The 23,347-nt window shown below is 40.6% G+C and carries 21 protein-coding genes and 1 tRNA gene; 7 read left to right on the top strand and 15 right to left on the bottom strand.

Features of this window, described 5'->3' with window-relative positions:
* Window positions 1-440 precede the first annotated feature (440 nt).
* Together BV372_RS26915 and BV372_RS26910 are read right to left on the bottom strand one after the other, a co-directional pair.
* The gene (locus BV372_RS26915; RefSeq protein WP_086689549.1) at window positions 441-848 is read right to left on the bottom strand and encodes a hypothetical protein; all 408 of its coding nucleotides are present in this window, start codon (window positions 846-848) and stop codon (window positions 441-443) included.
* Between the two features lie 519 nt (window positions 849-1,367).
* The gene (locus tag BV372_RS26910) at window positions 1,368-1,577 is read right to left on the bottom strand and encodes a hypothetical protein (protein WP_086689548.1); all 210 of its coding nucleotides are present in this window, start codon (window positions 1,575-1,577) and stop codon (window positions 1,368-1,370) included.
* 472 nt (window positions 1,578-2,049) lie between these two features.
* Here BV372_RS26910 and BV372_RS26905 point away from each other — a divergent pair, with 472 nt between their 5' ends.
* The gene (locus BV372_RS26905; RefSeq protein WP_256973471.1) at window positions 2,050-2,838 is read left to right on the top strand and encodes an alpha/beta fold hydrolase; all 789 of its coding nucleotides are present in this window, start codon (window positions 2,050-2,052) and stop codon (window positions 2,836-2,838) included.
* Here the strand turns inward: BV372_RS26905 and BV372_RS37905 are convergent.
* The 5 genes from BV372_RS37905 to BV372_RS26880 form a co-directional block, all read right to left on the bottom strand.
* Window positions 2,813-3,025 (bottom strand): hypothetical protein, encoded by a 213-nt coding sequence (locus BV372_RS37905; protein ID WP_086689546.1) that lies wholly within the window; start codon window positions 3,023-3,025, stop codon window positions 2,813-2,815. The two genes, BV372_RS26905 and BV372_RS37905, sit on opposite strands and share 26 nt — an antisense overlap.
* Window positions 3,026-3,166: 141 nt before the next feature.
* A tRNA-Pro gene (locus BV372_RS26895) sits at window positions 3,167-3,240 on the bottom strand.
* Window positions 3,241-3,289: 49 nt separating this feature from the next.
* Window positions 3,290-3,655 (bottom strand): DUF1818 family protein, encoded by a 366-nt coding sequence (locus tag BV372_RS26890; protein WP_086689545.1) that lies wholly within the window; start codon window positions 3,653-3,655, stop codon window positions 3,290-3,292.
* A gap of 7 nt (window positions 3,656-3,662) precedes the next feature.
* Window positions 3,663-4,226 (bottom strand): hypothetical protein, encoded by a 564-nt coding sequence (locus BV372_RS26885; protein ID WP_373270815.1) that lies wholly within the window; start codon window positions 4,224-4,226, stop codon window positions 3,663-3,665.
* Between the two features lie 79 nt (window positions 4,227-4,305).
* Window positions 4,306-4,542 (bottom strand): DNA-directed RNA polymerase subunit omega, encoded by a 237-nt coding sequence (locus BV372_RS26880; protein ID WP_086689544.1) that lies wholly within the window; start codon window positions 4,540-4,542, stop codon window positions 4,306-4,308.
* A 158-nt stretch (window positions 4,543-4,700) separates the two neighbouring features.
* Between BV372_RS26880 and BV372_RS26875 the strand changes: the two genes are divergently transcribed.
* Window positions 4,701-5,129 carry a fasciclin domain-containing protein gene (locus BV372_RS26875; protein ID WP_086689543.1) on the top strand — a complete coding sequence of 143 codons (429 nt, stop codon included), beginning with the start codon at window positions 4,701-4,703 and terminating at the stop codon, window positions 5,127-5,129.
* A gap of 721 nt (window positions 5,130-5,850) precedes the next feature.
* Here BV372_RS26875 and BV372_RS26870 read toward each other — a convergent pair.
* Window positions 5,851-7,314, bottom strand: coding sequence for a glycoside hydrolase family 13 protein (locus BV372_RS26870; RefSeq protein ID WP_086689542.1), 1,464 nt, complete (start codon window positions 7,312-7,314; stop codon window positions 5,851-5,853).
* A gap of 634 nt (window positions 7,315-7,948) precedes the next feature.
* Here BV372_RS26870 and BV372_RS26865 point away from each other — a divergent pair.
* Both BV372_RS26865 and BV372_RS26860 read left to right on the top strand, forming a co-directional pair.
* A complete protein-coding gene (locus tag BV372_RS26865; protein ID WP_086689541.1) occupies window positions 7,949-9,676 on the top strand; it encodes a S8 family peptidase in 1,728 nt (575 codons plus the stop codon).
* Between the two features lie 582 nt (window positions 9,677-10,258).
* Window positions 10,259-10,996 carry a CHAT domain-containing protein gene (locus tag BV372_RS26860; protein ID WP_256973470.1) on the top strand — a complete coding sequence of 246 codons (738 nt, stop codon included), beginning with the start codon at window positions 10,259-10,261 and terminating at the stop codon, window positions 10,994-10,996.
* A 123-nt stretch (window positions 10,997-11,119) separates the two neighbouring features.
* Here BV372_RS26860 and BV372_RS26855 read toward each other — a convergent pair whose 3' ends face one another.
* On the bottom strand, window positions 11,120-12,421 hold the full coding sequence (locus BV372_RS26855; RefSeq protein ID WP_086689539.1) for a serine protease: 1,302 nt from the start codon (window positions 12,419-12,421) through the stop codon (window positions 11,120-11,122).
* A 36-nt stretch (window positions 12,422-12,457) separates the two neighbouring features.
* On the opposite strand from BV372_RS26855, the gene BV372_RS26850 reads away from it, so the two are divergent.
* Complete coding sequence (locus tag BV372_RS26850; RefSeq protein WP_086689538.1) at window positions 12,458-14,458, top strand: pentapeptide repeat-containing protein; 2,001 nt, start codon at window positions 12,458-12,460, stop codon at window positions 14,456-14,458.
* 19 nt (window positions 14,459-14,477) lie between these two features.
* Window positions 14,478-15,335: a 16S rRNA (cytidine(1402)-2'-O)-methyltransferase gene (gene rsmI, locus BV372_RS26845; protein WP_086689537.1), complete on the top strand. Its 858-nt coding sequence runs from the start codon at window positions 14,478-14,480 to the stop codon at window positions 15,333-15,335.
* Window positions 15,336-15,488: 153 nt separating this feature from the next.
* Here the strand turns inward: rsmI and BV372_RS26840 are convergent, their stop codons facing one another.
* Window positions 15,489-16,364, bottom strand: coding sequence for a tetratricopeptide repeat protein (locus tag BV372_RS26840; RefSeq protein ID WP_086689536.1), 876 nt, complete (start codon window positions 16,362-16,364; stop codon window positions 15,489-15,491).
* Between the two features lie 367 nt (window positions 16,365-16,731).
* On the opposite strand from BV372_RS26840, the gene BV372_RS26835 reads away from it, so the two are divergent.
* Window positions 16,732-17,745, top strand: a complete 1,014-nt coding sequence (locus tag BV372_RS26835; RefSeq protein WP_086689535.1) for a hypothetical protein — start codon at window positions 16,732-16,734, stop codon at window positions 17,743-17,745.
* Window positions 17,746-17,837: 92 nt separating this feature from the next.
* On the opposite strand, the gene BV372_RS26830 is transcribed toward BV372_RS26835, so the two are convergent.
* The 5 genes from BV372_RS26830 to BV372_RS26805 form a co-directional block, all read right to left on the bottom strand.
* A complete protein-coding gene (locus BV372_RS26830) occupies window positions 17,838-19,007 on the bottom strand; it encodes a homocysteine biosynthesis protein (RefSeq protein WP_086689534.1) in 1,170 nt (389 codons plus the stop codon).
* A 128-nt stretch (window positions 19,008-19,135) separates the two neighbouring features.
* Window positions 19,136-19,828: a histidine phosphatase family protein gene (locus BV372_RS26825; protein WP_218776777.1), complete on the bottom strand. Its 693-nt coding sequence runs from the start codon at window positions 19,826-19,828 to the stop codon at window positions 19,136-19,138.
* A 925-nt stretch (window positions 19,829-20,753) separates the two neighbouring features.
* A complete protein-coding gene (locus BV372_RS26815) occupies window positions 20,754-21,434 on the bottom strand; it encodes a PAS domain-containing protein (RefSeq protein ID WP_086689533.1) in 681 nt (226 codons plus the stop codon).
* Window positions 21,415-21,870, bottom strand: a complete 456-nt coding sequence (locus BV372_RS26810; protein WP_086689532.1) for a hypothetical protein — start codon at window positions 21,868-21,870, stop codon at window positions 21,415-21,417. Before BV372_RS26810 ends, BV372_RS26815 begins: the two co-directional genes overlap by 20 nt.
* 532 nt (window positions 21,871-22,402) lie before the next feature.
* Window positions 22,403-23,185: an MGMT family protein gene (locus BV372_RS26805; protein WP_086689531.1), complete on the bottom strand. Its 783-nt coding sequence runs from the start codon at window positions 23,183-23,185 to the stop codon at window positions 22,403-22,405.
* Window positions 23,186-23,347 lie beyond the last annotated feature (162 nt).

Genomic DNA, 23,347 nt, shown 5'->3' with positions numbered 1-23,347 from the left:
GCAAGAGGGGGGAAAGGGAAAAGGTTAAAGGGAAAGGGTTTTGAGTTCCTTTCCCCTTTTACCGACTTCTGCAAGAAGTCTATTGTAAGGTGGCGGTAATGGGAGAGGGGGAGAATGAGGTTCAGGAAATGCGATCGCATTGGCTGGATTGCCTAAAAAATCAACCCTAAAGTGGCGCGCTACCAAGCTGCGCTATGCCCCGGTCAAGTTGAAAAGCTATATTTAGCATGGGTTATAGCTTTTAGCCAAAAATGAAACACCCCATTTTTTCCACCAAACCACGCTAGAAAACTGGTGCAAAATTGGTGCAAAAATTGGGATGAAAATCGAAGAACGCAACGGGCTACTCAGATTTAGATGAGGCTCTGGATCTAAAAAATACACCTAACACGTGTCACAAAAGAATGGGTTATCCCATTTCGGATTGTGGATGAATTAAATTAAAAACCAAAATCCCTAGAGGGAACAGCCCCTAATGAGGCGACGGGATCGCGTGGATCGCCCCCTTCGGGGTAAATGGTGGGACAGCAATTTAGATACTTATCGGCTACTTGCCAAATCATGAACAAGCCTAGTTTTATGCCTTCCTGTTGTTGAGTTGCGAACCGGGAGATCTGACTACCATAGCTCGTTGTCAAGCAAAAGCGACCACTGTACCAGTTATCACAGGTAGTTGCAGTAAGTACTAAGTACTTGTGGGTCGGGCATTTTATGATGATCTCGAAGTTATTATCAATGATCTCTTTTGGATAGAAGCCTACCTCATGTAGCAGCGAAAAGGTGTTGTGGGTTTGTGGTGAGGCTTCGTTTATTAAGTAGTCTTGGATCTGCTCTTTTCCGTAATGCATGGCTAAGATTATTGTTTACAACAACAATATTTAAGTCAGTAAATCTCTCAAATCCTTGCCCTAGCAATACTTATTTGTCTTCATGACTTTAGTGTTTTTATGAATACTCTTGAATATCCCATGTCTTCTGCCTAAAGATATAAAGTGTAGTTAAAGGGATCATGAATTTAATGTGAAATTCTTATAAACTTTCGGGCGAACTCTCCCAGGTTTCCTATTAACTCGTTTTTATATAGAAATCACCCCAGTCAGAAACCATTACAATCCCTACTGGGTAAACATCTTAAGGATTATGATATTCTCAAATTTGGCAACAGGGAACAACTGCGATCGCACCTTTGAGACGAGTCGCGAAATGCCTCAAGTCCTTGTGTTTTTAACCTTTGTAGCGATATCGTCAACACCTCTTTTCAAGTCATTAGGTGGGTCAAACTGGCATGGTTGCAACATCGACCCGTCGCCAAAAAAATCCAAAATTGCCGTTTTTGGAGCAATTTTATGAGATCTCTAATTAAAGGTTTATCGTTCAGAAGCAAACCAACCAATCATCTTAATAATTAAAAAAACAAATCCTATAGAAAATAAATTAAAAGGAGAGATATTTGAAGTTGCAACAGCAATACATGAAGCTGTGAGAAATATAATATTAGATACGAGAACAAATCCTGATCTTACAGTTGAGTTTAAATCTTTAATAGCCCTAATTAACTCCTCATTGTCATCAGGCATAAAGAACACCCTTGAATTGTTAAACAAGTACTTTACAGCGAATAGAACCGTTAAAACAGTAAGTCTTGGGCTACTTTATACACTGTCTACTAATGAACCTAGTAATCAATTGTGCAAAATTTGCAAGCACTCATAGCTACTTTATTTCTAAAGAACAATATTTCACTTTGTACGTATGGATAATATAAAAACGTTTAAAAACATTTAAGTATAACCATATAAAGCTTGTTATCTCTGCGGCGTTTTTCTATAGAGTAGTACTCGCCGGAGCGATCGCACTTGGGTTAGTGAGTCACAAAACGCCTCAAATCCTTGTGTGTTAATGCTTTGTAACGATATCGAGATTGTGAACTATCCCGATATTTTCACCAACATGACTTATATAATCCTTGAGAAAGGTTCGTCAATCCTGTGGGCTTGCTACTGTTACATAACAATAGAAGTGATTTATCGAGTCATAGTGAATGAGGTTGTGGTTTTGAAATCCCAATTAACTAATCATCGGGTTGATTTACAAGATTGCACTATTTTTTATCAGCAAAGTAGGTTGGAGCCAAGTTCAATCCCCATCCTATTTCTACACGGATGGGGAATCTCTACTGAGCCTTATCAAGAAGTGCTGAAACTACTAGCACAGCAGCATACCATCATTGCTCCTGACTTGCCCAGTTTTGCGAGATCGACTTACTCTGAGCTAATTCCCGATTACCTTAGCTATAGCAAAATTCTCCTTTCATTTCTAGAAGTTTTGGATGTACAACAATTTCATGTAGTAGGACACTCATTAGGGGGAGGTATTGCCATTACTTTATCTACACTTGTTCCAGAAAAAGTCAGAAGTGTAATTCTGGTAGATAGTACCGGGATTCCTACGCCGTCTATACCGGAGATGATACCGCGAAGGGCAATCGAAATGACGGTGCAAATGTTTCTTCCAAGGCGCAGATTGAAATTAGTTGATATTCCTTTGGTTTTCTCCCACAATTTGTTATTCAATACAAGAAATGTCATTCAAGGATTGCTAATTTCTTTATACGAAGATATCAGCCATCTGCTACCAAAAATTCAAGCTCCCTGTTTGTTATTATGGTCAGAAAAAGACCTAACTACGCCATTAAATAACGCTCAAGAAATGGCAGCAATTATTCCCAACTCTAAATTAATTACTGTAGAAGAAGGTTTGCACGAATGGGGACTCTGGTATCCTGAGAAATTTACATCACTCATACTGGATTTTATTTGTCAACTTGCGCAATATTGATACAGCCACCTCTGTGACTGATTTCTACCCTTTCATAAATATCAATTTTTACACCACTTCTAGCCACAGGTGATAACATCGCCAAGCTGGCTGCTGCACCTAATACCTGCTCATCACTAACTGCAAGGTATTTCTGCAATTGCTCTAGGTTGATCGGGGCGATCGCTTTTGTTGGAGAGGTTAACAAAAAATCAACTACAACCTCAGTGAAGGATGTTATATTCTCTTTTGGTATGAAATTGGTGTGTTTTTGGGTCTAGAACCTAAGGTTCCCATGAAAAAATCCGCTAATCTTATTTCCAGACTAGCGGAATAGGGATTTTATCAATCGGAGCGGCGGGATTTGAACCCACGACCTCCACTACCCCAAAGTGGCGCGCTACCAAGCTGCGCTACGCCCCGGTCAGAATTACTATATTAGCAATAAACTTGAGGATAATCAAGAGTAAATTCAAAAAACCTTGAGCATCCCAGCAGCTTGCAACAGACCAGGAACAGCAGAATCATCCCACCGACCTTCTGCACATCGCCCTGTATTTAAGATAAAGCGCAGACTGTAGGCATGGGGATAGCCTTCAACTTCCATCCATAATAAATCGCTTTCGGCTTCGCAAGCAATTTTCTCTTCATCCATCAATTCAGTTGCCAGTTGTTTCATTGTGTCTGCTAGCCTTGCTAATAGACGGCAAAAATCGTTTAATTCGGCTTCTGTTAACTCGATCGCCCAATCATCTGTACCCAATAGACCTTTAAATTCAGATGCATTCGGATTCCAGCCGATACGCCAACCAGCGCCGCTTTTTACTAAACGTTCCATAAACTAATTATGGTTGGGGTTGTGCTGGAGAACTAGAATTAAAGATGTTTGTCAATACTTGCACTAAGGCATTTCGCTGGCTGCGGGTAAGCTTGGAAATGGCTGCGCGATCGCCTTCTATGGGATTTTCTCGCAATGTACCATTTCCTGGATAGGTAATGTCGTAGATAGTTTCGTTTGCATTTAGATAATCAGCCAGAGTCAGCTTCCAATCTAAACGATAACTTGGGGCACGCTCTTTCACATAAATGTGATATTGGATCAAGCGACCCACTAAGGTATTATTTTCAGCAACTTTCCCAGTTTCCTTACTAATATACTTATTTTCTTTCGGAAAATCTGGCAACTTTTGATACACTTGTTGCCAAACATCGCTAGGACTTATTCTCTGAGCTATTGCAGGTTGGATGCCTATAAAGGTTGTGTATTTTGAGCTACCTATCCCTGAACCCAAAATAATCACACTTAGCACCATTAAAGACATTGCCAAATGGCGAGTTTTAAGTGTTGAGTTCAATTTCAAAAGTAGAAGTTGGAGAGTTGACCAAAGTAGAAATTTTTTCTTTTTCATATAGCGAATATTCTGAGTTAAAAGTGCAATGTGACTACTTTTGTACTCAGCAATCAGCACTTTCAACTCAGTACTATTTTTATAGTTCGCCGATAATCTCTGGCTGAGTCAGTTCATCGGACATTTCGATAATTGCCCTGAGTACTGGTTTCATCATTGCATCTTCCGCACTTTCAAAGTCTTCATAACGGCGACGCTTGGCACGGTTTGCCACCTGAACCGTAATGCGGTACCGATTTGAGGCTGCACTAATTAGATCCTCAGCACGGTGCATAATCTGAGACTGGGTGGTCTCGAACTTAGAACGCTTTAGCATAGTCAGTGGTTCTTGGGGTCATTCCCCAGTTTAGCAGCACCGATAAATCTGCTGCTGTGTACGCAATTGTTAGTAACCTCTCTATTGATAGAGGTTAGGAGATTTTCGACATTTTATAAGTATGTTGTAACAGTAAGTTAATAAAGTCACCTAACCTCATGGCCGATCTTGTGGAAACTGCGATTAATGCAGGAAATTTTACCATCTTGGTGAAGGCTGTTAAAGCTGTGGGACTCACAGAAGTTCTTAAGAGTCCTGGTTCTTTGACAATTTTTGCACCTACTGATGATGCCTTTGCTAAGCTGCCAGAGGGAAGTTTAGATTCGCTGCTGCAAGATATTCCCAAGCTGAAGAAGATTGTGACGTATCATGTAGCCTCTGGGGATGTCAGATCTGATGATTTGGTGCAGATTAATGAGGCAGAGACTCTTGAAGGGTCAATTTTAGCAATTGAGTCTGCTCATGGCGAAATTAAGGTGAATGATGCCAATGTCATCCAAACTGACATTCTGACTGATAATGGCGTGATCCATGTCATTGATAAAGTGTTAGTACCTGCAATGGTTGCTGGAGGTACTAGTTTGTGATCGGCCAATGTGCCTCTAACTTGCGTAATCGGTGGTGTTAGAAGTATGTGAAGATACAGTAGACATCTTGCATGAATCCAATCATGCCCTCAGACTTGAAGTCTGGGGCTAGACAAACAAAGCCTGCCTCCGCAGGCTAAATACTTTAAATTAAGTAAAAACTAGTTTTTATGTTAGAAATTCAGGCTAATAAATATTTGTGCAAGAGGTCTAGTAGACTGCTTGCACAAATCTGAATAATAAAAAGAACCACAGATGAACACCGATGAACACAGATAAACTCGGTGTTCATTTATGGTTTGATATTAAAAACGTTGACTATGTAAAAGACTCCGTGAGCAGCACTCGCAAGAAACAATGAAAATGATTTTGGAACGAATTTTGCGTTGTGTCAGCCTCTAGTTTTGTCTCAGGACTTGGTGATGGAAATGGGGAATTGCGAAAAAGCCAATCCCCATTTTGCTTTAGAGTGTTCCAAGAAATCAATGATCCAGAAGCTGTGATTGCGAGCGAAACAGAGTGTAGTAAAACAATCTCAAACCCTTGCGATTGCTACTCTTCGGGAAGCCACTAGCCTGTGGCAACGCTGACGCCCCTGGCTTCCCTAACGTCAACGTGTCTACATTCTGCTTCGCTTCATTCGTAATGACAATTGGACATTTTTTTCCTTGGAGTACTCTTACAGATTTGTCAGAATTAAATTGTTGAGCAATTTATAGTATCAGCTAACACCCAAAATGCAGCCAACGCGTGGCCCAAGAGATAACGAAAGCTGCTGATTTTCTCCTTCATCATGCCATTCCACCTCAGCAGTGCCAAATAACAGTTTGTCAGGTTGAGTACGCAAACTGCTAATAGCAATATTTGCTTTTGTCGATGCTGTACCAGCATTAACGGCAATAATCAATTCCTCAGTCCCTAAAGTTCTAGCAAAAACGTAAAGTTCGCCCTGAGCATAGAGGACTTGGTAATCGCCTATACGCAATGATGGGTAAGTATGGCGGAGAGCAATTAATTCGCGGTGAGTCTGAAGAATTTCTCGATCCCAGCTAGCTTCTAAGGGAAAGCTACGGCGTGAATCGGGATCTATGGCACCAGGTAAACCGACTTCATCACCATAGTAAACGCTGGGGGCACCAGGAAAAGTCAGTAACAATAAGGTTGCTAATTCTACACTAGGTTTATCGCCCCCAGAAATAGTCATTAACCTTGCTGTATCGTGACTAGCTAGCAAATTTAATTGGGTAAGCTGAATTTCCCAAGGGTACAGTTCTAATACTTCCTGGATTTGGGCAGCATACTCAGCGGCAAATAAAGGTGGGTAGGGTTTATAGTCGCGGCTTTGCACTTGTTCTAAGACTACGCGATCACCTGCGGCAAAGGCGATAGTTGGTCCGGCAAATAGATAATTCATCACGCCGTCAAATTGAGTCCCATCTAGCCACTCGCGAGAATCTCCCCAAACTTCGCCCACAATATAAGCTTCGGGATTGATAGCTTTGACGCGATCGCGAAATTCTTGCCAAAAACCAGGTGTTTTAATCTCAAAAGGCACATCCAACCGCCAACCATCGATGCCGAATTTAATCCAGTATTCGGCAATCTCCATAATATATTCCTTAACTTCGGGATTGTCGTGGTTAAATACCGGCAAGGCACGATTTCCGTCCCAACCTTCATAGTTAGCGGGGAACTCACCGTTGTAGGGTGAAACGGGCCAACCTTCCACTTTGAACCAATTTACCCAAGGGGAATGGGGACCATTTTCTAAAACATCGTGGAAAAAGAAAAAGCCACGGCTGGAGTGGTTAAACACTCCATCTAAAACAACTTTGATATTGCGTTGATGGGCTGCGTCTAGTAATTCCTTAAAAGCTTCGTTGCCCCCCAACAGTGGATCAACCTGATAATAATCATGGGTATGGTAGCGGTGATTACTAGCGGATTGAAAAATTGGTGTGAAATAGATAGCGTTAATCCCTAGATCCTGTATGTAATCCAAACCCTCCACGATACCCCATAAATCTCCGCCTTTGTAACCTTGGAGTGTTGGCATAGCTTCCCAATCCTCCCAACGGGCCTCATGCAATAATCGTTTGCGAGGCTGTTTGCTTCTGGCAAAGCGATCTGGAAAAATTTGGTAGAAAACAGCGTGCTTAACCCAGTCTGGTGTTTGAATTTGCATGAATGACTCTCTATACCTACAGGAGCGATCGTTGCAAATAATAGCTTCTTTACGGTTCTTTCCTGTGGTAGAAAATTATGTAAATCTCAAATATTAATTGTTACACCCTCTGTTTTAGCTGTAAGGGAAATGTTACCTATAGAAAATAATTTAACTAATACATATAATTTCTTTGAATGCTTATTTGTTGAGAATCGATGAATTAATTAATAATTCTTTATTTTTCTCTATTGAACTTTGTCCGTAATAATTGAGGTAGGTAATGGATCAATAAAAAGCATTGCCGACAATACTTTTGACTGCTAATCATAATTACCAAGACCTATGTTTGTTTTATTTCATTGAAATTTATTATATGAGCCTGCAACTAGCTAATTTCTGCTGCTAGTAACGAATCAAAGAAACACACTCTTAATTATTTCCTGTTTCCTATCTGGCTTCTGTCTAGTGTTTTTGGGAAGTTATTCGGATTTTCTAATTTTATCTATCGTTTTTGATAAAAAATTTTAGATAACTATACTCGCAACTAAGAATGAAGCTAAAAAATTACCTTTTTGGTATTTATGCTAGAACAACTAATACTACTGAAATCAATAGATTTATTTAGGGAAATCACATAGACGTGGAGACAAATATGAGACCAGAAAAACTTTCTCCTGGGTTACTGTTGGCATATCAAGATTATCAAAATGAAGGAGAGCAAGCTTTAACAACGCACAAGCGATCGCTTGGTTTAATTGCCTTTAAAAGTGCTGTCAAGCCAACTAAGAGTATCGTTTTTCTCTACTGTGAACCTGATGCAGACTTGAGTCATTTAGAACAATATGGAATTCGTGTCAATCAGAACTCCGGGAGTGTACGCACAGCTTTCTTACCATTACAGGCTTTAGATGCCTTATCTGAAGAGGATGTCATCCAGCGGATCAAACCATCACGCAAACTTCATCTACGCATGGATGTTGCACCCGCAAAAGTAAAACTGCCAGATTTTAAAAGCAAAACGGGATTGACTGGCAAAGGAGTAATCATTGGCATTGTAGATAGTGGCATTGACCCGAAGCACCCCGCTTTTGCTGGACGGATTTTACACATTTGGGATCAAACCCTGCCAGGGCCAGGAGTTAAAGAAGGTGACTATGGCGCTGAATTTACAGGAGAACAACTGTCAGTTTCTCAAGATACTGAAGGTCATGGCACTCATGTTGCTGGAATTGCTGCTGGTGCAGATGAGAACTATTCAGGTGTGGCACCAGAGGCAGAATTGGTCATCGTCAAATCCGACTTACAGGATGCCCACATTGCCGATGCTGTCCGCTACGTTTTTCGGATAGCTGAAGAATTACAAAGACCAGTGGTCTTAAATCTCAGCTTAGGTGGACACGCTGATGCCCACGATGGTAGCGACTCCCTTTCCAGAATTATTGATGCTGAAACTGGGCCAGGAAGGATTGTTTGTTGTGCAGCAGGCAATGAAGGAAACGACAATATTCACGGTCAAGCAACCATACCTGCTCAAAAGTCACGCGGTATCCGCTTCAATGTACCTTTGAATCAAGTAGGCATAGTATGGTTAAACGGTTGGTATGCTGGTGACAGCCAGTTAGAAATATCGCTACGCAGTCCAAACGGTTTCGTTACTCCCTTCCAAAAAATTATTAGTGATGGCAATCCCTCTCAGGATTACCAATTACCAGATTCGCGGGTACAAATTGTGACACCAGCCCCAGATAAAGGCAACGGCGACCACAATTTCTTCGTGCAAATTCGTGGTAACGATCCTTCGCCAGTTATGGGAGGTATTTGGCAGTTGCGGGTACGCAATACCAGTTCAACTGACACACGTCTGGATGTGTGGACTCTTGACGATCACTCTTCGGTATTTTTTACAGGTAAAAGTGTCAAGGACTGTGTGAAAATTGGGTCACCAGGAGCAGCTAGCAGTGCGGTTACAGTTGCCGCCTACACCACAAAAGTTCAATACACTGATATTGATAATCAGGTGCGAGACATGGGTTTAGATCTAGATACCATGTCTGAGTTCAGCAGTGAAGGACCACTGCGTAATGATGCCCAGAAACCAGATGTAGCAGCACCAGGAGCGATGATTGTTTCTGCTCTGTCTGCCAATGCTAATGTCGAGCGCTCGATGATGCTGAATTCCAAATTTATGGTGATGGCTGGTACAAGTATGGCGACACCATTCGTTACTGGTTTAGTAGCATTGCTCTTACAACGCGATCCCAAGCTTGATCCGGCTGCTGTGAAAGATTTGCTACGCAAAAATAGTTCTATCCCTGGTAAACCCCAAGGAACTTTTGATAGCAAATGGGGTTTTGGTGTGATTAATGCCGCAAATCTGTAACTATAGTGATTCTCGAATCAGAGAAATCCACCAAATTCAAGGAAGGCAGGAGGCATAATATAGCTAGATCCTGAATTTAGAATTCTGAATTTTTGGCGGAGTCTATTACACAATACGGTTCAGTTAAGAAAATTCCTCTGTGGAGGCAAGGGAACAGGGAACAGGGAACAGGGAACAGCAAGGGGAGAAAAAACAGGCTTATCTGAACTGTATTGATTTGTGAACCCGCGCCTACAAGTCTATATGTCAATACGCTTGGGTTAAAAAAATAAGATGAGGGAATCTGGTTTGTAGTCAGCACTTTAGTGCTGAAATTGCGGACTTAAGTCCTTACTACGAACTTTTTCCTCTGTTACAAGCTTCAGCTTTTAACCTTAACTGAACCGTATTGGTCTATTACAAGCAATTGAGAACCCCTATAGACAAAAACACGCGATATATCGAGACACTATATATCGCGTTTCTAGAGGGATATCAAGCTGATTAAGCCATCATGACACGACAAAGTTATACTGCTGAACAAGAATAGCTATCCCATAGTGCCAAATGAATAAGGATATTCAAGTTAATAAAATTTTGTTTATGGCAGCAAATCCAAAAGGTACTGTACGTTTGCGGCTGGATGAAGAACTACGGGAAATAGAGACAGGATTACAGCTTGCTAAAAACCGCGATCGCTTTATCTTAGAACAGAAGTGGGCAGTACGTCCGAGAGATGTGCGACGAGCAATGTTGAATGATGAACCGCAGATTGTACATTTCTCTGGTCATGGAGCAGGGATTGAAGGATTAGTATTCGAGGATGATACAGGACAAGAGAAATTTGTCGATGCTGAAGGATTAGCTGGATTATTTGAGTTATTCGCTAATCAAGTGGAGTGTGTAGTGCTCAATGCTTGCTATTCACAGGTTCAAGCAGAGGCGATCGCTCAACACATTAACTATGTTATTGGTATGAGCAAGCAGATTGGCGATCGGGCAGCTATTGAATTTGCAGTAGCTTTTTATGATGCTATAGCAGCAGGAAAACCCGTTGAGTTTGCTTATAAATATGCCTGCAATGCAATTCTACTCACAGGTATTTTAGAACAACTAACCCCAATTCTGATTAAGAATCCTCATCTCAGTGAGGTAATTGCTCAATCTCATTTAACTAAAGAGCATTCTTCTGCCAAGAACGAACCTAAATTAGGAAATGGCTCTGATGCAACTCAACCAGTTCAAACTACAAGCAATGAATTTCATATAAATAACAGCAACATCACCAACGTTACTGGCTCAGGGCAAATTAACTATAATGAAGCCCCTAAACAAAAATGATGGCACTACAGAGAGCAAATTTAGTAATACCAATTCACGAAAATTCTGATACAAATAATTGTCTTGAAATTCTTTCCCCCTGCTCCCTGCTCCCTGCCCCTCTGCTGCCTATTTGTATCAATTTTAAAGTGAAACGGTATAAGCACTTGCTGGCAGCGATTGAGTAGGCTTATTTTCAGCCTCTTTTTGTTTTGTATCAACAAACAGATCGATAAAATTTTTAATTTTATCAGAACTCAAACTTTTTTCTTGTAAGTCTTTAACTATTTCACAAATTCTTACACCTTGTTCGGCAACTATTTCAAGAGTTGAATCGGCTTTAATATTCGCTACTGCTGAATTGTGTAGTGCTACTAATTGCCATTGCTGATTAAATACCGGACTACCTGATGAACTAAAATCAGCATCGGCTTCATATCTAATAAATTTTTTGTAGATATTGGTAACTTTATTGCTGGAAAGAATAACTTGCTTACGCTTTCCTTTTGGATGCTGAATGATATTAACTGGTTCTCCTTCTAATAATTTGGTTGGAGAAATATCTTGTTGAACTCCTCTTTGTTGAAGTTCTATCAACCTTTGACTATCTATAGGTGGAGCAATGTTTGTACTGTTCTCATCTAATGGAATCCAGCCAAAGCGATCGCCTGCTCTACCTAAGATAGATAAATTAGGGTCTTTAGGTCTATCTTGTAATTTAACTAAGGTGTAGTCCAATTCTTCGTTAGTTTCAAAAAAACCTGTTACTGAATTTGGATCGAGTTTGTATTCTACTGGAGGAATTTTTCTTCCCAGACCATCTTGATCGTAACCAAATTGGGCTATTACTTGAGCGCATACTTCTTTATCTGGAAGCACATGATGATTGGTGAGTAGGTAACTGCTTCCAACTAAAAATCCTGTTGCTATTGGAACAGGAAGTAGTTTTTTGAAACGTTCTGGATCTTTGAGTGCATCTGATGGATGATTTATATCGATGCCATCAAATAATTGCTGAATACAATCTGGCTCTTTTTCAGACAATGAAAATATTTCTTTTATGTCTTCTTGAGATAAAACACCTTGTTCGCGCTTTTTAAGTTCATTTTCAAGAGCGTCAATTTTATGCAATAGTTCAACTCTAGCTGGTTCAGAAAATTCCCGCACCAGTCGGCATACAGCAGCACCTCGTCTTACACCTAATTCTAAAAAAGAAAATGGCAAAAAATCCGGTTGACCAAATACTGCACTAATACGAGATGAAGGGTTGATATCGAATCGTGAGTTGATAATATCTACTAAATCAGAGTCTTCAATATCCTCAAGAACATTGTCTTGTCTCGAGGGAAACGGAATAGAACTTAAATTTAATCTTTCTCCTAAGCCTCCTGGCAAGAACCATGTATCTAATAATATTTGACGAGATGGAGTTATAGTAATACTCATAATATTCTCAATTATCTCAAAATTGGTGAAGTTAGAATGTACTCTCAGCGCTTATTCAGTCAAATTCACAGTGGAAAAAACATTCAAGGTTGGCGTTTATCCCAAGAATATTTACAGCCAGAATTACATAACCTTATTGCTGGACAACCAATTATAATAAAAGTCTGTTTATTGTTGATTTTAGTTATATTATCTTTAATCTCTGGTATTGTATCTGGCTTTTTTGGAAGTTGGTATTTTTTTAATATAACTTTAACAATCCAGCCAGGGAGAATAGAACTTTTTTGGATGATTATCATAATTATTGCTTGGCTAACTGCCACTATTCGCCAAGGTATTGCTAAGGGATTAAGAGCAGCTATAGTATATTTTTTTATTACATTAATAATCACAGAAATTTTAGTATTATTTAATTTTTTGCCCAGTATTAATGTTCACATTTCTCCAGCAATAGATCATCTTATTCAACACTTAGCTATTTTTTTGGCAGGCATAACATTTAGCCTTTTTAGTTTGTTGACAGGCAGTTTTGTGATTGCTGTATTTAATATAAATTTTGTGAAAGGCAAACTCGATCGGTTTCAAGTTCCCATTGCTACATTTATAATTATCCTTGCAGTTATTACTACGATAATTTTGTATTTATCTGGTGGAGTAGATAGCAAATTTGCAGAGCAAAGCCTTTTTGTAAAAAGTGCTAGCCTTTTAGGTGGTATTATTTCTGGATTTGGTTTTGGGATTATTAGTTTGATCGTTACAAAATTTAGTCACAAACATTCCAGCCATTTTTATTTTTTGCATTTATGGGCGATCGCATCTGGTACATGGGGCAGCACATCATTTTATAACTTAGATTTAAGTAATATTGATTTTACTGGGTCTCTGTTAGCAAATAGCGATTTCCGCGCCAGTAATTTTTACCGGACTTGTCTTAAGGGAGTTAAGGGATTAGATAGAGCTAGGTTAGATAATAGATATCTAGATTTGACTAACTACAAAGTACAAAAACTGCTAATTGATGGAAAAAGTAAAGATAAAGAATTTAACAATCTCAACTTACAAGGAGCATATTTGCGCAACGCAGATATGAGATATTTCAATTTGAGAGGAACTAATCTCAAAGGAGCAGATTTACAAGATGCTGATTTGCGTGGCAGTATTTTAGTTGGCGCTCAAGTGACAGGAGTTAATTTTACTGGTGCCGATCTAACTGGAATTTGTATTGAAGATTGGCACGTTAATAGTAAGACTTGTTTTGCTAGCGTAAAGTGTGATTACGTATATCGTAAATTGGATCTTAAAGGAGAACCAATAGAACAATATCCTGTAGGTCGTCATTTTGAAAAAGGAGAGTTTGAAGCTCTATTTCAAGAAGTAGAAGAAGTAGTTGAGTTAGTTTTCAAAGAAGGTGTAAATTGGCGAGCTTTAAGTTTCACATTCCGTAAATTTCAACTAGAAGATGATGGTTTAGGTTTGGAACTCAAAGGAGTTGAACAACGGGGCGACCTTTGGGTTGTGAAAGTAACTCATAAAGAAGGCGTTCTCCGACAACAGGTGGAAAAGAGAGTTGGGGAAATTTATGATATGATCAAAGGCTTAATAGCTGTTAAAGAACCCCAAATTAATAAACTGTTAGATATTGCTGCCGAGCAAGCAGGAGCTTTAAGAGAAGCTAGCAAAAAATCTTTTGGTAATAGTTTTTATATTACAGGCAGTACAATTACAAACTTAGCTGGTTCTGGTGAAATTAATTATGATGAAGCTGCTACTAAAATTCGCAGTTTTGTTGCTAATTGCAGCGAACCAGAGCAATCGCAAAAGTTAGTACAAAATCTTTTAGAACAATTTAAAAACCAAAGTGTCGCTACTTCTGTGGATAAACAAGCTGAACTAATTGAACAACTGATTCTTACAGAGGCTAAAAAAGATCCATTTTTTAAGCAATTTGTTGTGCAGCAAGGACAGCAAATTGCTGATGCTATGGTAGAAAGTGCGATCGCATCCGCAATTCGAGCAGCGCATTCCCAACTCACTTAGAAAGCTGGATTTCTCACTCATGCAGACCGATCCAAAACCAGGAACGCTTTACGTTGTAGCTACACCAATTGGCAATTTGGAAGATATTACCTTTCGGGCGGTGCGAATTTTGCAAACGGTGGATCTGATTGCTGCAGAAGACACGCGCCACACAGGGAAACTGCTACAACATTTTCAAATTAAAGTTCCTCAGGTGAGTTACCACGAACACAATCGTACCAGCCGCATTCCTGAATTAATAGAGCATTTAGCTAATGGTAAGGCAATTGCTTTAGTAAGTGATGCGGGTATGCCAGGAATTTCCGATCCGGGATATGAACTGGTAAAAGCCTGTGTGGAAGCGGGAATATCGGTAGTTCCGATTCCTGGTGCGAGTGCAGCAATTACGGCTTTAAGTGCATCTGGATTACCAACTGATCGGTTTGTGTTTGAAGGTTTTCTCTCAGCGAAAAGTCAACAACGGCGAAAATATTTAGAATCGTTGCAAACAGAATCCCGCACCATAATTTTCTACGAATCGCCCCATCGTTTGCGTGAGACTTTACAAGATTTAGGAGATACTCTCGGAAGCGATCGCCAAATTGTCCTCGCCAGGGAACTCACAAAATTTTACGAGGAATTTTGGCGCGGAACAGTTGCCGAAGCGATCGCTCACTACAGCCAGCGCGAACCCCAAGGTGAATATACTTTAGTGGTAGCAGGAACTCCAGCAACTCAACCCCAACTGACAGAAGCGGAACTCAAAGCCGAACTACAACAATTAATCGCTCAAGGAATCTCGCGATCGCAAGCTAGCCGTCAATTAGCAAAATTCACTTCGCTACCGCGTCGTCAAATCTATCAATTAGCTCTCTCTATTGTGGTTAATCCTGAGTAGAGATAGGTTCTTTGACAATCTAGTTGCAAACTGATCAAGAAACAAGCAGGGGCGCAAACTTTGCGCCTCTACGTTCATCCCCTAAATTTATTTATAGGGTTATACTTAGCACTACTCAAAGAACAAAGCGGAGTTGATTGCTCTTGTACCTGTTTACTTTTTAGTTTCTGGTGAGGCTGTAGGAGATGCAGCAGGAATAGGAGTTGGTGAAGCCTCTGCTGCTTTGTTAATTTCGTCTTTGTATTGAGCAGGCGCTAAAGCAGAGGCTGTATTAAACAGAGGTTTAGCTTCTGTAACTTTGCCTTGTTGCTTGAGTAGCATTGCTTTAGCCAAAATGGGGCGAAAATCCTTGGGATCTTTCTTGACTGCTTGGTCGTATGCAGAGAGAGCTTGAGTATAACGTTTCTGAGAGGCGTGAACAGTGCCTAAAAGTACTTGCACGGCAACTGTATCTACACTTCCAGGCTGAATTTTATTTGCTTGCGGTGCGGCAGACAAAGTATCTTGCAATAAACCAATAGCTGCTTCAGGGCGTTGTTGGCTTAAAAGAAGAGAAACCATCCCTTGTAAAGCCTTCAGGTCACCTGGTTTTGTAGACAAAATAGAACGATAAGCTTGGGCGGCACCTTCCTTATCACCAATTTGCTGCTTTGCTTGAGCCAACAGTACTACATATTCTGTCTGTTCTGGATTTAGCTTGGCTAGCTTTTCTAGAGGTTCAATTACTCCCTGAATGTCTCCTTCTTTGAGACTTAAAAGTTCAAGCCGTGCCTGTAGCAGTCCTTTGAGAGCAGTCTGATTTTCTGGTTCTCGTTGCAAAACCAGTTGGTAACCCCGAACTTCGTCTTGCAGTTTTGATTTTTGGTCAGGGGAAGGCAAATTGCCCTTGCTGCTGGCGTTATTCTGGGTTGGGGGTTGTGTATTATTATTGTTAAATGCAGAAATTAGGGGAACCATTGAAATTCCCACAAAAGCAAGAACTGCCAGAGCCAATACGACCTTAACTATCCAGCTGCGCGGTTGAGACACAAGACTTATTTCTCCTGAACTTTAATGACATTATCATTTACATAAATCCGAAAGTTAAAAATTTCCAAAACTTTGCGGAATACCGTCGATTGCCTGTGAATTTTATAACAAATAACTATCCACGCTGCTAAAGTAAGTGATGACTTTAGGAGGAACCGTCAGAATTCTACCTATGATATGCTTCCCGAAACTAGTCTAAAGACGCTAAATTACACATTTAGTGTCCAAAAGTGTATTTAGAATGCTATAGAGCGCTCAGTTGTGGTTTGTTGAAAGCAAATATACTTTCCTCAGCCGCACAAACGCTCTTTTCAGCTGCCTTTGTAAAATCCCACAATGGGATGTGTCTCCGCCGCAAGGAGTTTTTATGAATTCCGACCTGATGCCGTCGCCTGAATCTTCCAACTCTTCTGCCTCTAACCAGGGCCCAACTAAAGCAGAGGCAGCCGCTAATGTTCCTACAGTAGCAGCCCAGTCCTCTAAACTTGAAAATTCAACTGTTAACCCTAGCGAGACTGCCGCAAATGGGAACTTCGCTAATCGGCAGCAACCGATTCCGCCTCCCAGTGAACCGATGCAGTATCGCGCCATCGGGTTAGTCCGAGGTCGCTACCGTGCCAGTGACGAACAATTTACTCAAGGTGATCTACTGACCCCAGATGGTGTCGAACTCAATGCCGTGCTCCTAGGACGGATTATGAGTTTAGTGAAGAATCACTTGGATTTAGAACAAGAACATCTGTGGGTAGTTTATCCGCGCACAAGACAAGAAAATGATACATTGCACCTCCAAATTGTCGGAGTTTGGGAGCCAGAAAAACTGGCTAAACATCTGACAGAAGAGGACGAGCAAGATTTGAGGACAGAAGAATTACAGATCCCTGATGATACTGTGTCTGAGAGTTCCGACGAGATTACAAGCACCCTAAAACCCTCATCAGACATTCCTGATGGTGGTTTCTCTGTTCGTGGTGAAGTAGTCTACCAGTCTTATGACGCTAAGAGCTTAGTAGTCAAAATCAAGCAGGCTCCGCGCAAACCAACTGACAAACCCAAATATTTTAAGTTGAAACTGACCGGTGTTCTGACTACCAAAGCTGTAGGTAAGTTTTGGGACTTTCAAGTCAAGCGGGAAGCTGATGCATTAGCAATAGAAACTGCTGAAGCGATCGCTGATCTACCCAAAAAGCGCAGACCACCTTTCAAAGGCGGCCCTCGTGGTGGTATGGGTGGTGGCAGAAAACCATTTCCGTCCAGACGAAATGGCGAAACCCCACGCCCAATCAAGAAAATAGGCGGCGACTCCTCTGCTGTGTCGAAACCTGTACCGAAAATACCAGCGCCTAAGCCGATCAAACGAACGAAACCGCCCCAAGATTAAGGGAGACAAGGGAGAGGGGGGAGACAAGGAAGCATTTTCTTCCTTGTCCTCCTTGTCCCAATTCCATAGTCCCCAATCCCCAGTTTCCAATATCAAAATTCCGTCCAGCGGTCTTGAGGTAGAAAAGTTCGCTCCATCGGAATTTGGGAAACTGGTTCTGTCAGGGTAAATTTGCCAGCTTCAATCCACTGTTTCAACTCTAGGGCAACTTGCCTAGATAAAAACAAACTTGCTAGAGGTGCAACACGCACTGTTCTACCCTCAATAGTGACACGCCCAGACTTAAGTTGGGCGTAACTCACCAATCCAAACGTAGGACGAACGCGCCGGGGAATGGAAAAGTCTACTATTGGCGCTACTAATTCTTTATCTTGCACAGCACAATGTTCAACTACTTCTGCGGATAAGACAGGAAGTGGTACACCTACGCCCAACATCAATGAAGGGCCATAGCTTTTGAAATAACATCCCCTAACCCAACGCGAGTCCATCTGCTTGGCGTCTCCGATTAAAGCTAAAGTCGCAGCAGGCCCAATCGGGGTATGATTGGCTAAACGTTTTTGTAAGGGGAAGTGTTGGGTACCTTCCCAAGCGACATAGCCAATACCACCGCCTAAAAAAATCCGCGTTCCAATACCAATCAGTTGTAAATCTGGGTCGTTGAGTAAAGGCGAAATTGCACCAGGGTTAGAATAAACAGCATTCCCTAAACGTGGTTGTAAAGGGCCGAGATAAGTAAAAAGTGGGCGATCGCCTCCATTTACACCCACAATAAAATTTTGGTACAGATTACGCGGATTGAATAGATAAAACTGATTTATCGTTTCCCGCATAATTGTGGTTTCAAATGTGGCTCTTGGGTAACAATCTGTAACTTGTCCTTGTGCTCGTACTTGTACAGCTTTACCTGCGATCAAATCTTCTATTACATGACCACCGCCACGTTCCCGAACTTCTTCTCCATCGATCGCATCAACGGGACAACTAGCACCAAGATATAAATCTACTGCCCCAAAACCAGAGTATGCTGGAACACCATCTAACCAACAACGCCGAATTTTGATTGGCGGATCGGTGTGTCCCAGATTAATAATCGCACCACTTGATTCCATCGGCTCAAAAGTGCCCGTGGTAATTACATCAACTTCCTGAGCAACTTGAGTAACACCAACTTCGGCAACTCGTGCTTTTAATTCTTCAACTGTCAACACTACCGCACGTTGGCAGCTGATTTTCTCGTTAATTTCCGCAATTGTTCGCATGTTAAATGTAGCGAATTCATATATTAATTGTGGAGCAATATAGCTGCCACGTGAAATTATTATATTTGTCTCTCATCTGAAAGCTGACGAAAGGCGATCGCAACTTCTCGTTCTAGGAGTTAGGAGCATTAGATGGCTTTAATCTGTCCCACCACCTCAATTTTGTTTTGCTCTTTAGCTCGCAACACCACTGAGTCTCCAGATTTTGGGTAGATATCGCTGGTGAGTGTTGTAATGTTGATTTCGTGAGTAATCATCACAATCACACCAGGAGTGTTACGGTTATTCAAAATAAACTGACGCAGTTGTGCAGTTTGCTGAGATTGCGTTTTGTAATTACTAAAAAAGGAATTTAGAGTTGGGAAAGGCTCTACTTTCCGCAAATTCATCAGTTTTGCAGTCTCTAAACAGCGACACCATTGGCTTGACAAAACCCTAGAAACTTGAATTTTCCTGCTTCTAAAAGCTTTTCCTATTCTGATTGCCTGTTTTCTGCCTTCATTGGAGAGATTGCGTTGCGTAGAGCAATCATTAAGTCGGAAATCAGGCGGATCGCCAATTCCTGGTGCTAAGGCATGACGCATAATCACTACATAACCTCTTCCCTGGCGAAGACGAGACCAGATTTGTGCTTCTGAGTTAGCAGAAACTTTAGTTATAGAAGGTGAAGCTGAACTTTCTTTATTGTTGTCCAAAGATTGTTGAGGTTGCTCGATAGTTGCTGTTATTTGCTTTTCTTGAGTTTTAGCGCGGTATAAAGGTTGGAGTACTAACAATAGAGCAACAGTACCAAGTCCAAAGATAATGTAGCGACGCATCATGACATACTGTGGTAATTATGACGACCAGATATGTGATTACTGGATATTTTTACCTTCTCTAACGATGCTACCCTTCTTAGGCGTATAAGAGAATCTGCGATCGATTAATGCAAAAGCAAGATAGTATTATGCCTGTCCGTTTGCAAGAATAACTAGATTTTTTGACGAACCGCAAAGACACTAAAGAACAGAAGAGATAGGTAATTTTATCGCGGGAAGGGAGTAGTCCAGAGCGATCGCCTATCGAGACAGATATAAAATATCATACTCTCACCCCAAAAATACTTGTTCCAATCGCTTGAGAATCCACAAAACTTCAGCCAACTCGTGTTCTTGAGGAAATAGTGAAAACGTCTGTGATACTTTACACTGCGGCGTATCTGTTGGTGCTAGCTGCAAAAAATTTACTTTAAAGTGTAAGGATGGATACTATTTTTTGGTAAAAGTCAAGGTACATTTATCCAGTGCAATGGAGTGTCAAGGGTGCATTTACCAAATATTTAACCTTTGATAACGGTTATCGATTGAGTGCAATATAGTGGGCAATCATGCTCTCCAGTTTCACGTAACTATATAATCATGGCTGGAGTAGGCACTTTACGCACCTTAGACCAGAATAGAATATATATTGGGTTTTAGAAGTCCTGTAAATAGGCTGGTATTTCCATTTGGGGTGACAACGTTTAAATCCGCTACATTTTTTCAGTTTCAAGTCACCACACAGTCAGCAAGAGAGAATTAGTAGAAGTCCTGAAGAGAATACAGAGATCAATACAACAGTCTGGATCTGACTGCTTCAATTCTTGAACTGAAAACCTCAAACCTTGTAAGCACTGATAACTGATTTAAGGAGTGCACCCCGAAATAGAAAAATAATTGACGCACCTGATGATTTTCTAATTCGTGAAGGAGCCAAATAGTTCTTTTAAGCCTGTTCAAGCACCCCTGGTGGTATAGGCACAAGTTGAGGAGTTGACAAGCTGGTTCCTTGTCTGTACCAAATGCCTTCAACCTCAAAAGCCTCGAATTGGGTAGTGAGGATTGCCCAAGCTCGCTCATTTAACCCAGCGGAGTAAGTCCAGGTGAACTGCCTATCGTTGTGTAATCTTTGTTCCAGTTCGGCTAAATCCTCAGGTAGCCAAAACTGGGTCATGATCCTTTGAGTGGCAATTTCTGGTGGTGTCTGTAGCATCTCAGCCATTGGCTGATTTACAATAATTTGCTTGCGAGTATCTTGTCTGACGATGCTCACAGGACGCTCATTTTCCGCAGCCGCAACCATACGGTACAACAACTGTGATGGTATGTGTAGCTGGCTGCAAAACACTCCACCCTCAGATTGCAATATCCGTTCGGCTGTTTCCGACGATGTAGGTGGTTGTTCGCTTGCCATCCACCCAAAAAATTCAATCGGTTGCTTACAGCCTCTCCATTGAATTCTGACTTTGCCATTAATTTTACATGCAGTTTCGCTGAGAGCTTCTCCGTAGCTTTGAGCTAAGCAAGTAGCATCACGCTTAGTCGGGGCAACAATTGAAACCCCTTCATAAGACATTTTATAGTTCCACCCAGGTAAGTTGAGGATTCTAAGAACACTCACACTCATCTTCTTTGACACCTCCAGAATCTTTATATACTTTTACACCCTTAGCATCGTGATACACTGAAATTTTGAAAGTTTCTTCCCAAATTTTTTTTCTTTCCTCCTCCGGAATGTCTAAAGCCGATGTGATGATGGCAAAGTCCCCTGGTGTTGGTAAAACTTCACCTTTTGCCAATGCTGGTAAGTTCTTGATACCGCAACGCTTCAGTTCTGCTATGTTGGCTCGCACCAAATCGGCAATTGTTTTTGGAGCAAGTTTTCGAGAGTTGAGGGAATGAGAACCAGTTTTTTTGGCCACCCACTCTTGAGTCATTTCTTCTATAGCGTCGCTTTGGGAAATGCCTAAGCGAGCACAGATGCTTTTAAACTCTAGAGCTAAATCCAGTGGAATATAGCCACTGATTTGCTTGTAATCATCAGAACGCCTTCTGTCAGTCATATGCCGAAATCCTGAATATTACGCTTGTACTTATTTTCTCTCATGAAGTCTGAAATGCAAGACATTATTGTGAGTCACATTTAAATGACAGCTTGACAAAAAAAAATGACAAGCCTAGTATGGGAAATGGAGCAGTAAGCGGCTGAAGACGAAGAAACGGTAGATACTCTGGAAGCTAGCTGCTTTTTTGGTAGCTAGCTTCTACTTTTATTTAGAACTCTGCAAGTTTTTTAACCCTGTTATCTTCAGTATATCTGCTTATAAAAATTTTGCAACACTGTATGATTCATTGAAACCACAATCTTTAACCTGTAATAAAAGAGAGTGTCAATAGAAACCTTGTAGCATAAAAGTCTTAGCACTTAATAGAGAATTAGTGAATATTGATTTGTTATTTGATGGTGTTCAAGTGCGCGATCGCACAGTAGTAGAACGATCGCCTTGATAGTCTCTAAGCTGAAAACCAAGCTAAATAATTTATGTATAAATCAATTTTAATTAGCAATTGAGTATAAATAATTATATATGCATACTATAAATAAATCGTTTGGTCTTTCCATAGATAATTTTTGAGATCGACAAAGCATTTATTTTGTTTTGGCAATAACCCTGTCTCACATAACACTTGAATACCTTCAGCTTCTAATTTATTCTTCTGTTCGGGAACATGGGATATTAAATTACCTTGAGAGTCTAATATTCTATGTATGGGATAATCAAGTGCAGAGGCTTTCTTGATGTATATAGGAATAGCTCGCATATAGCTATTATCTACTCCTATTATTTGAAGTATTTGCTTATAGGTCACGACTTTTCCAGGTGGAAGTTTTAGGAGAACTTCGAGAAAACGCTCATAAGGCTTTTTTGATAATGCAGGAAATTGATGAGGTGTAATCTCAAAATTACTACCAACCTGAACTTTTCCTGATTTGATTACTACACCTAAAATTCCTCGTTTAGCTTGGATGCTAGCTAGTGATTTGACTAAATGGTTTATTCTCTTGCATGGTTCACAGTAGAAAGTGAGGCGAACCGCAGCACCAGTTTCAAAAGTTATGAGAGAACCAGGTTGAAAAGTTTCAGATTTTATGCCTTGGATAACAATATTTTCTCGTAATTCACCAGGAGGAATTGCTAGTTCTACAATATCTTCATACCTGATAATTAAAATTTGTCTAGGGCTTATAGGATTAGCATTAATATCTTCCTCTATACCATGACCAGATTTTAAGTTTATTTTGGTACTTTCTCTCATCCTAAGACCATGTTCCGACTTAGTAAAAAGATATAAAATTGAGCCAGTTTCACTAACCATAAATTCTCTTGATAATCTGGATATAGGATTACTGTCTAATTTTTGAAATACACTGATCTAAGTATGCTCACGAAAATACGGATATGGTGAGCATTGCCCACCCAGCCCTTTCAACGCGTTCATTTGTACTAGATTTTCTGCCAAAAATACACGCCCCCTCAA

The organism is Nostoc sp. T09 (assembly GCF_002154695.1).
Lineage (GTDB): Bacteria > Cyanobacteriota > Cyanobacteriia > Cyanobacteriales > Nostocaceae > Aulosira.
This window is presented reverse-complemented; position numbering and strand designations above follow the sequence as displayed.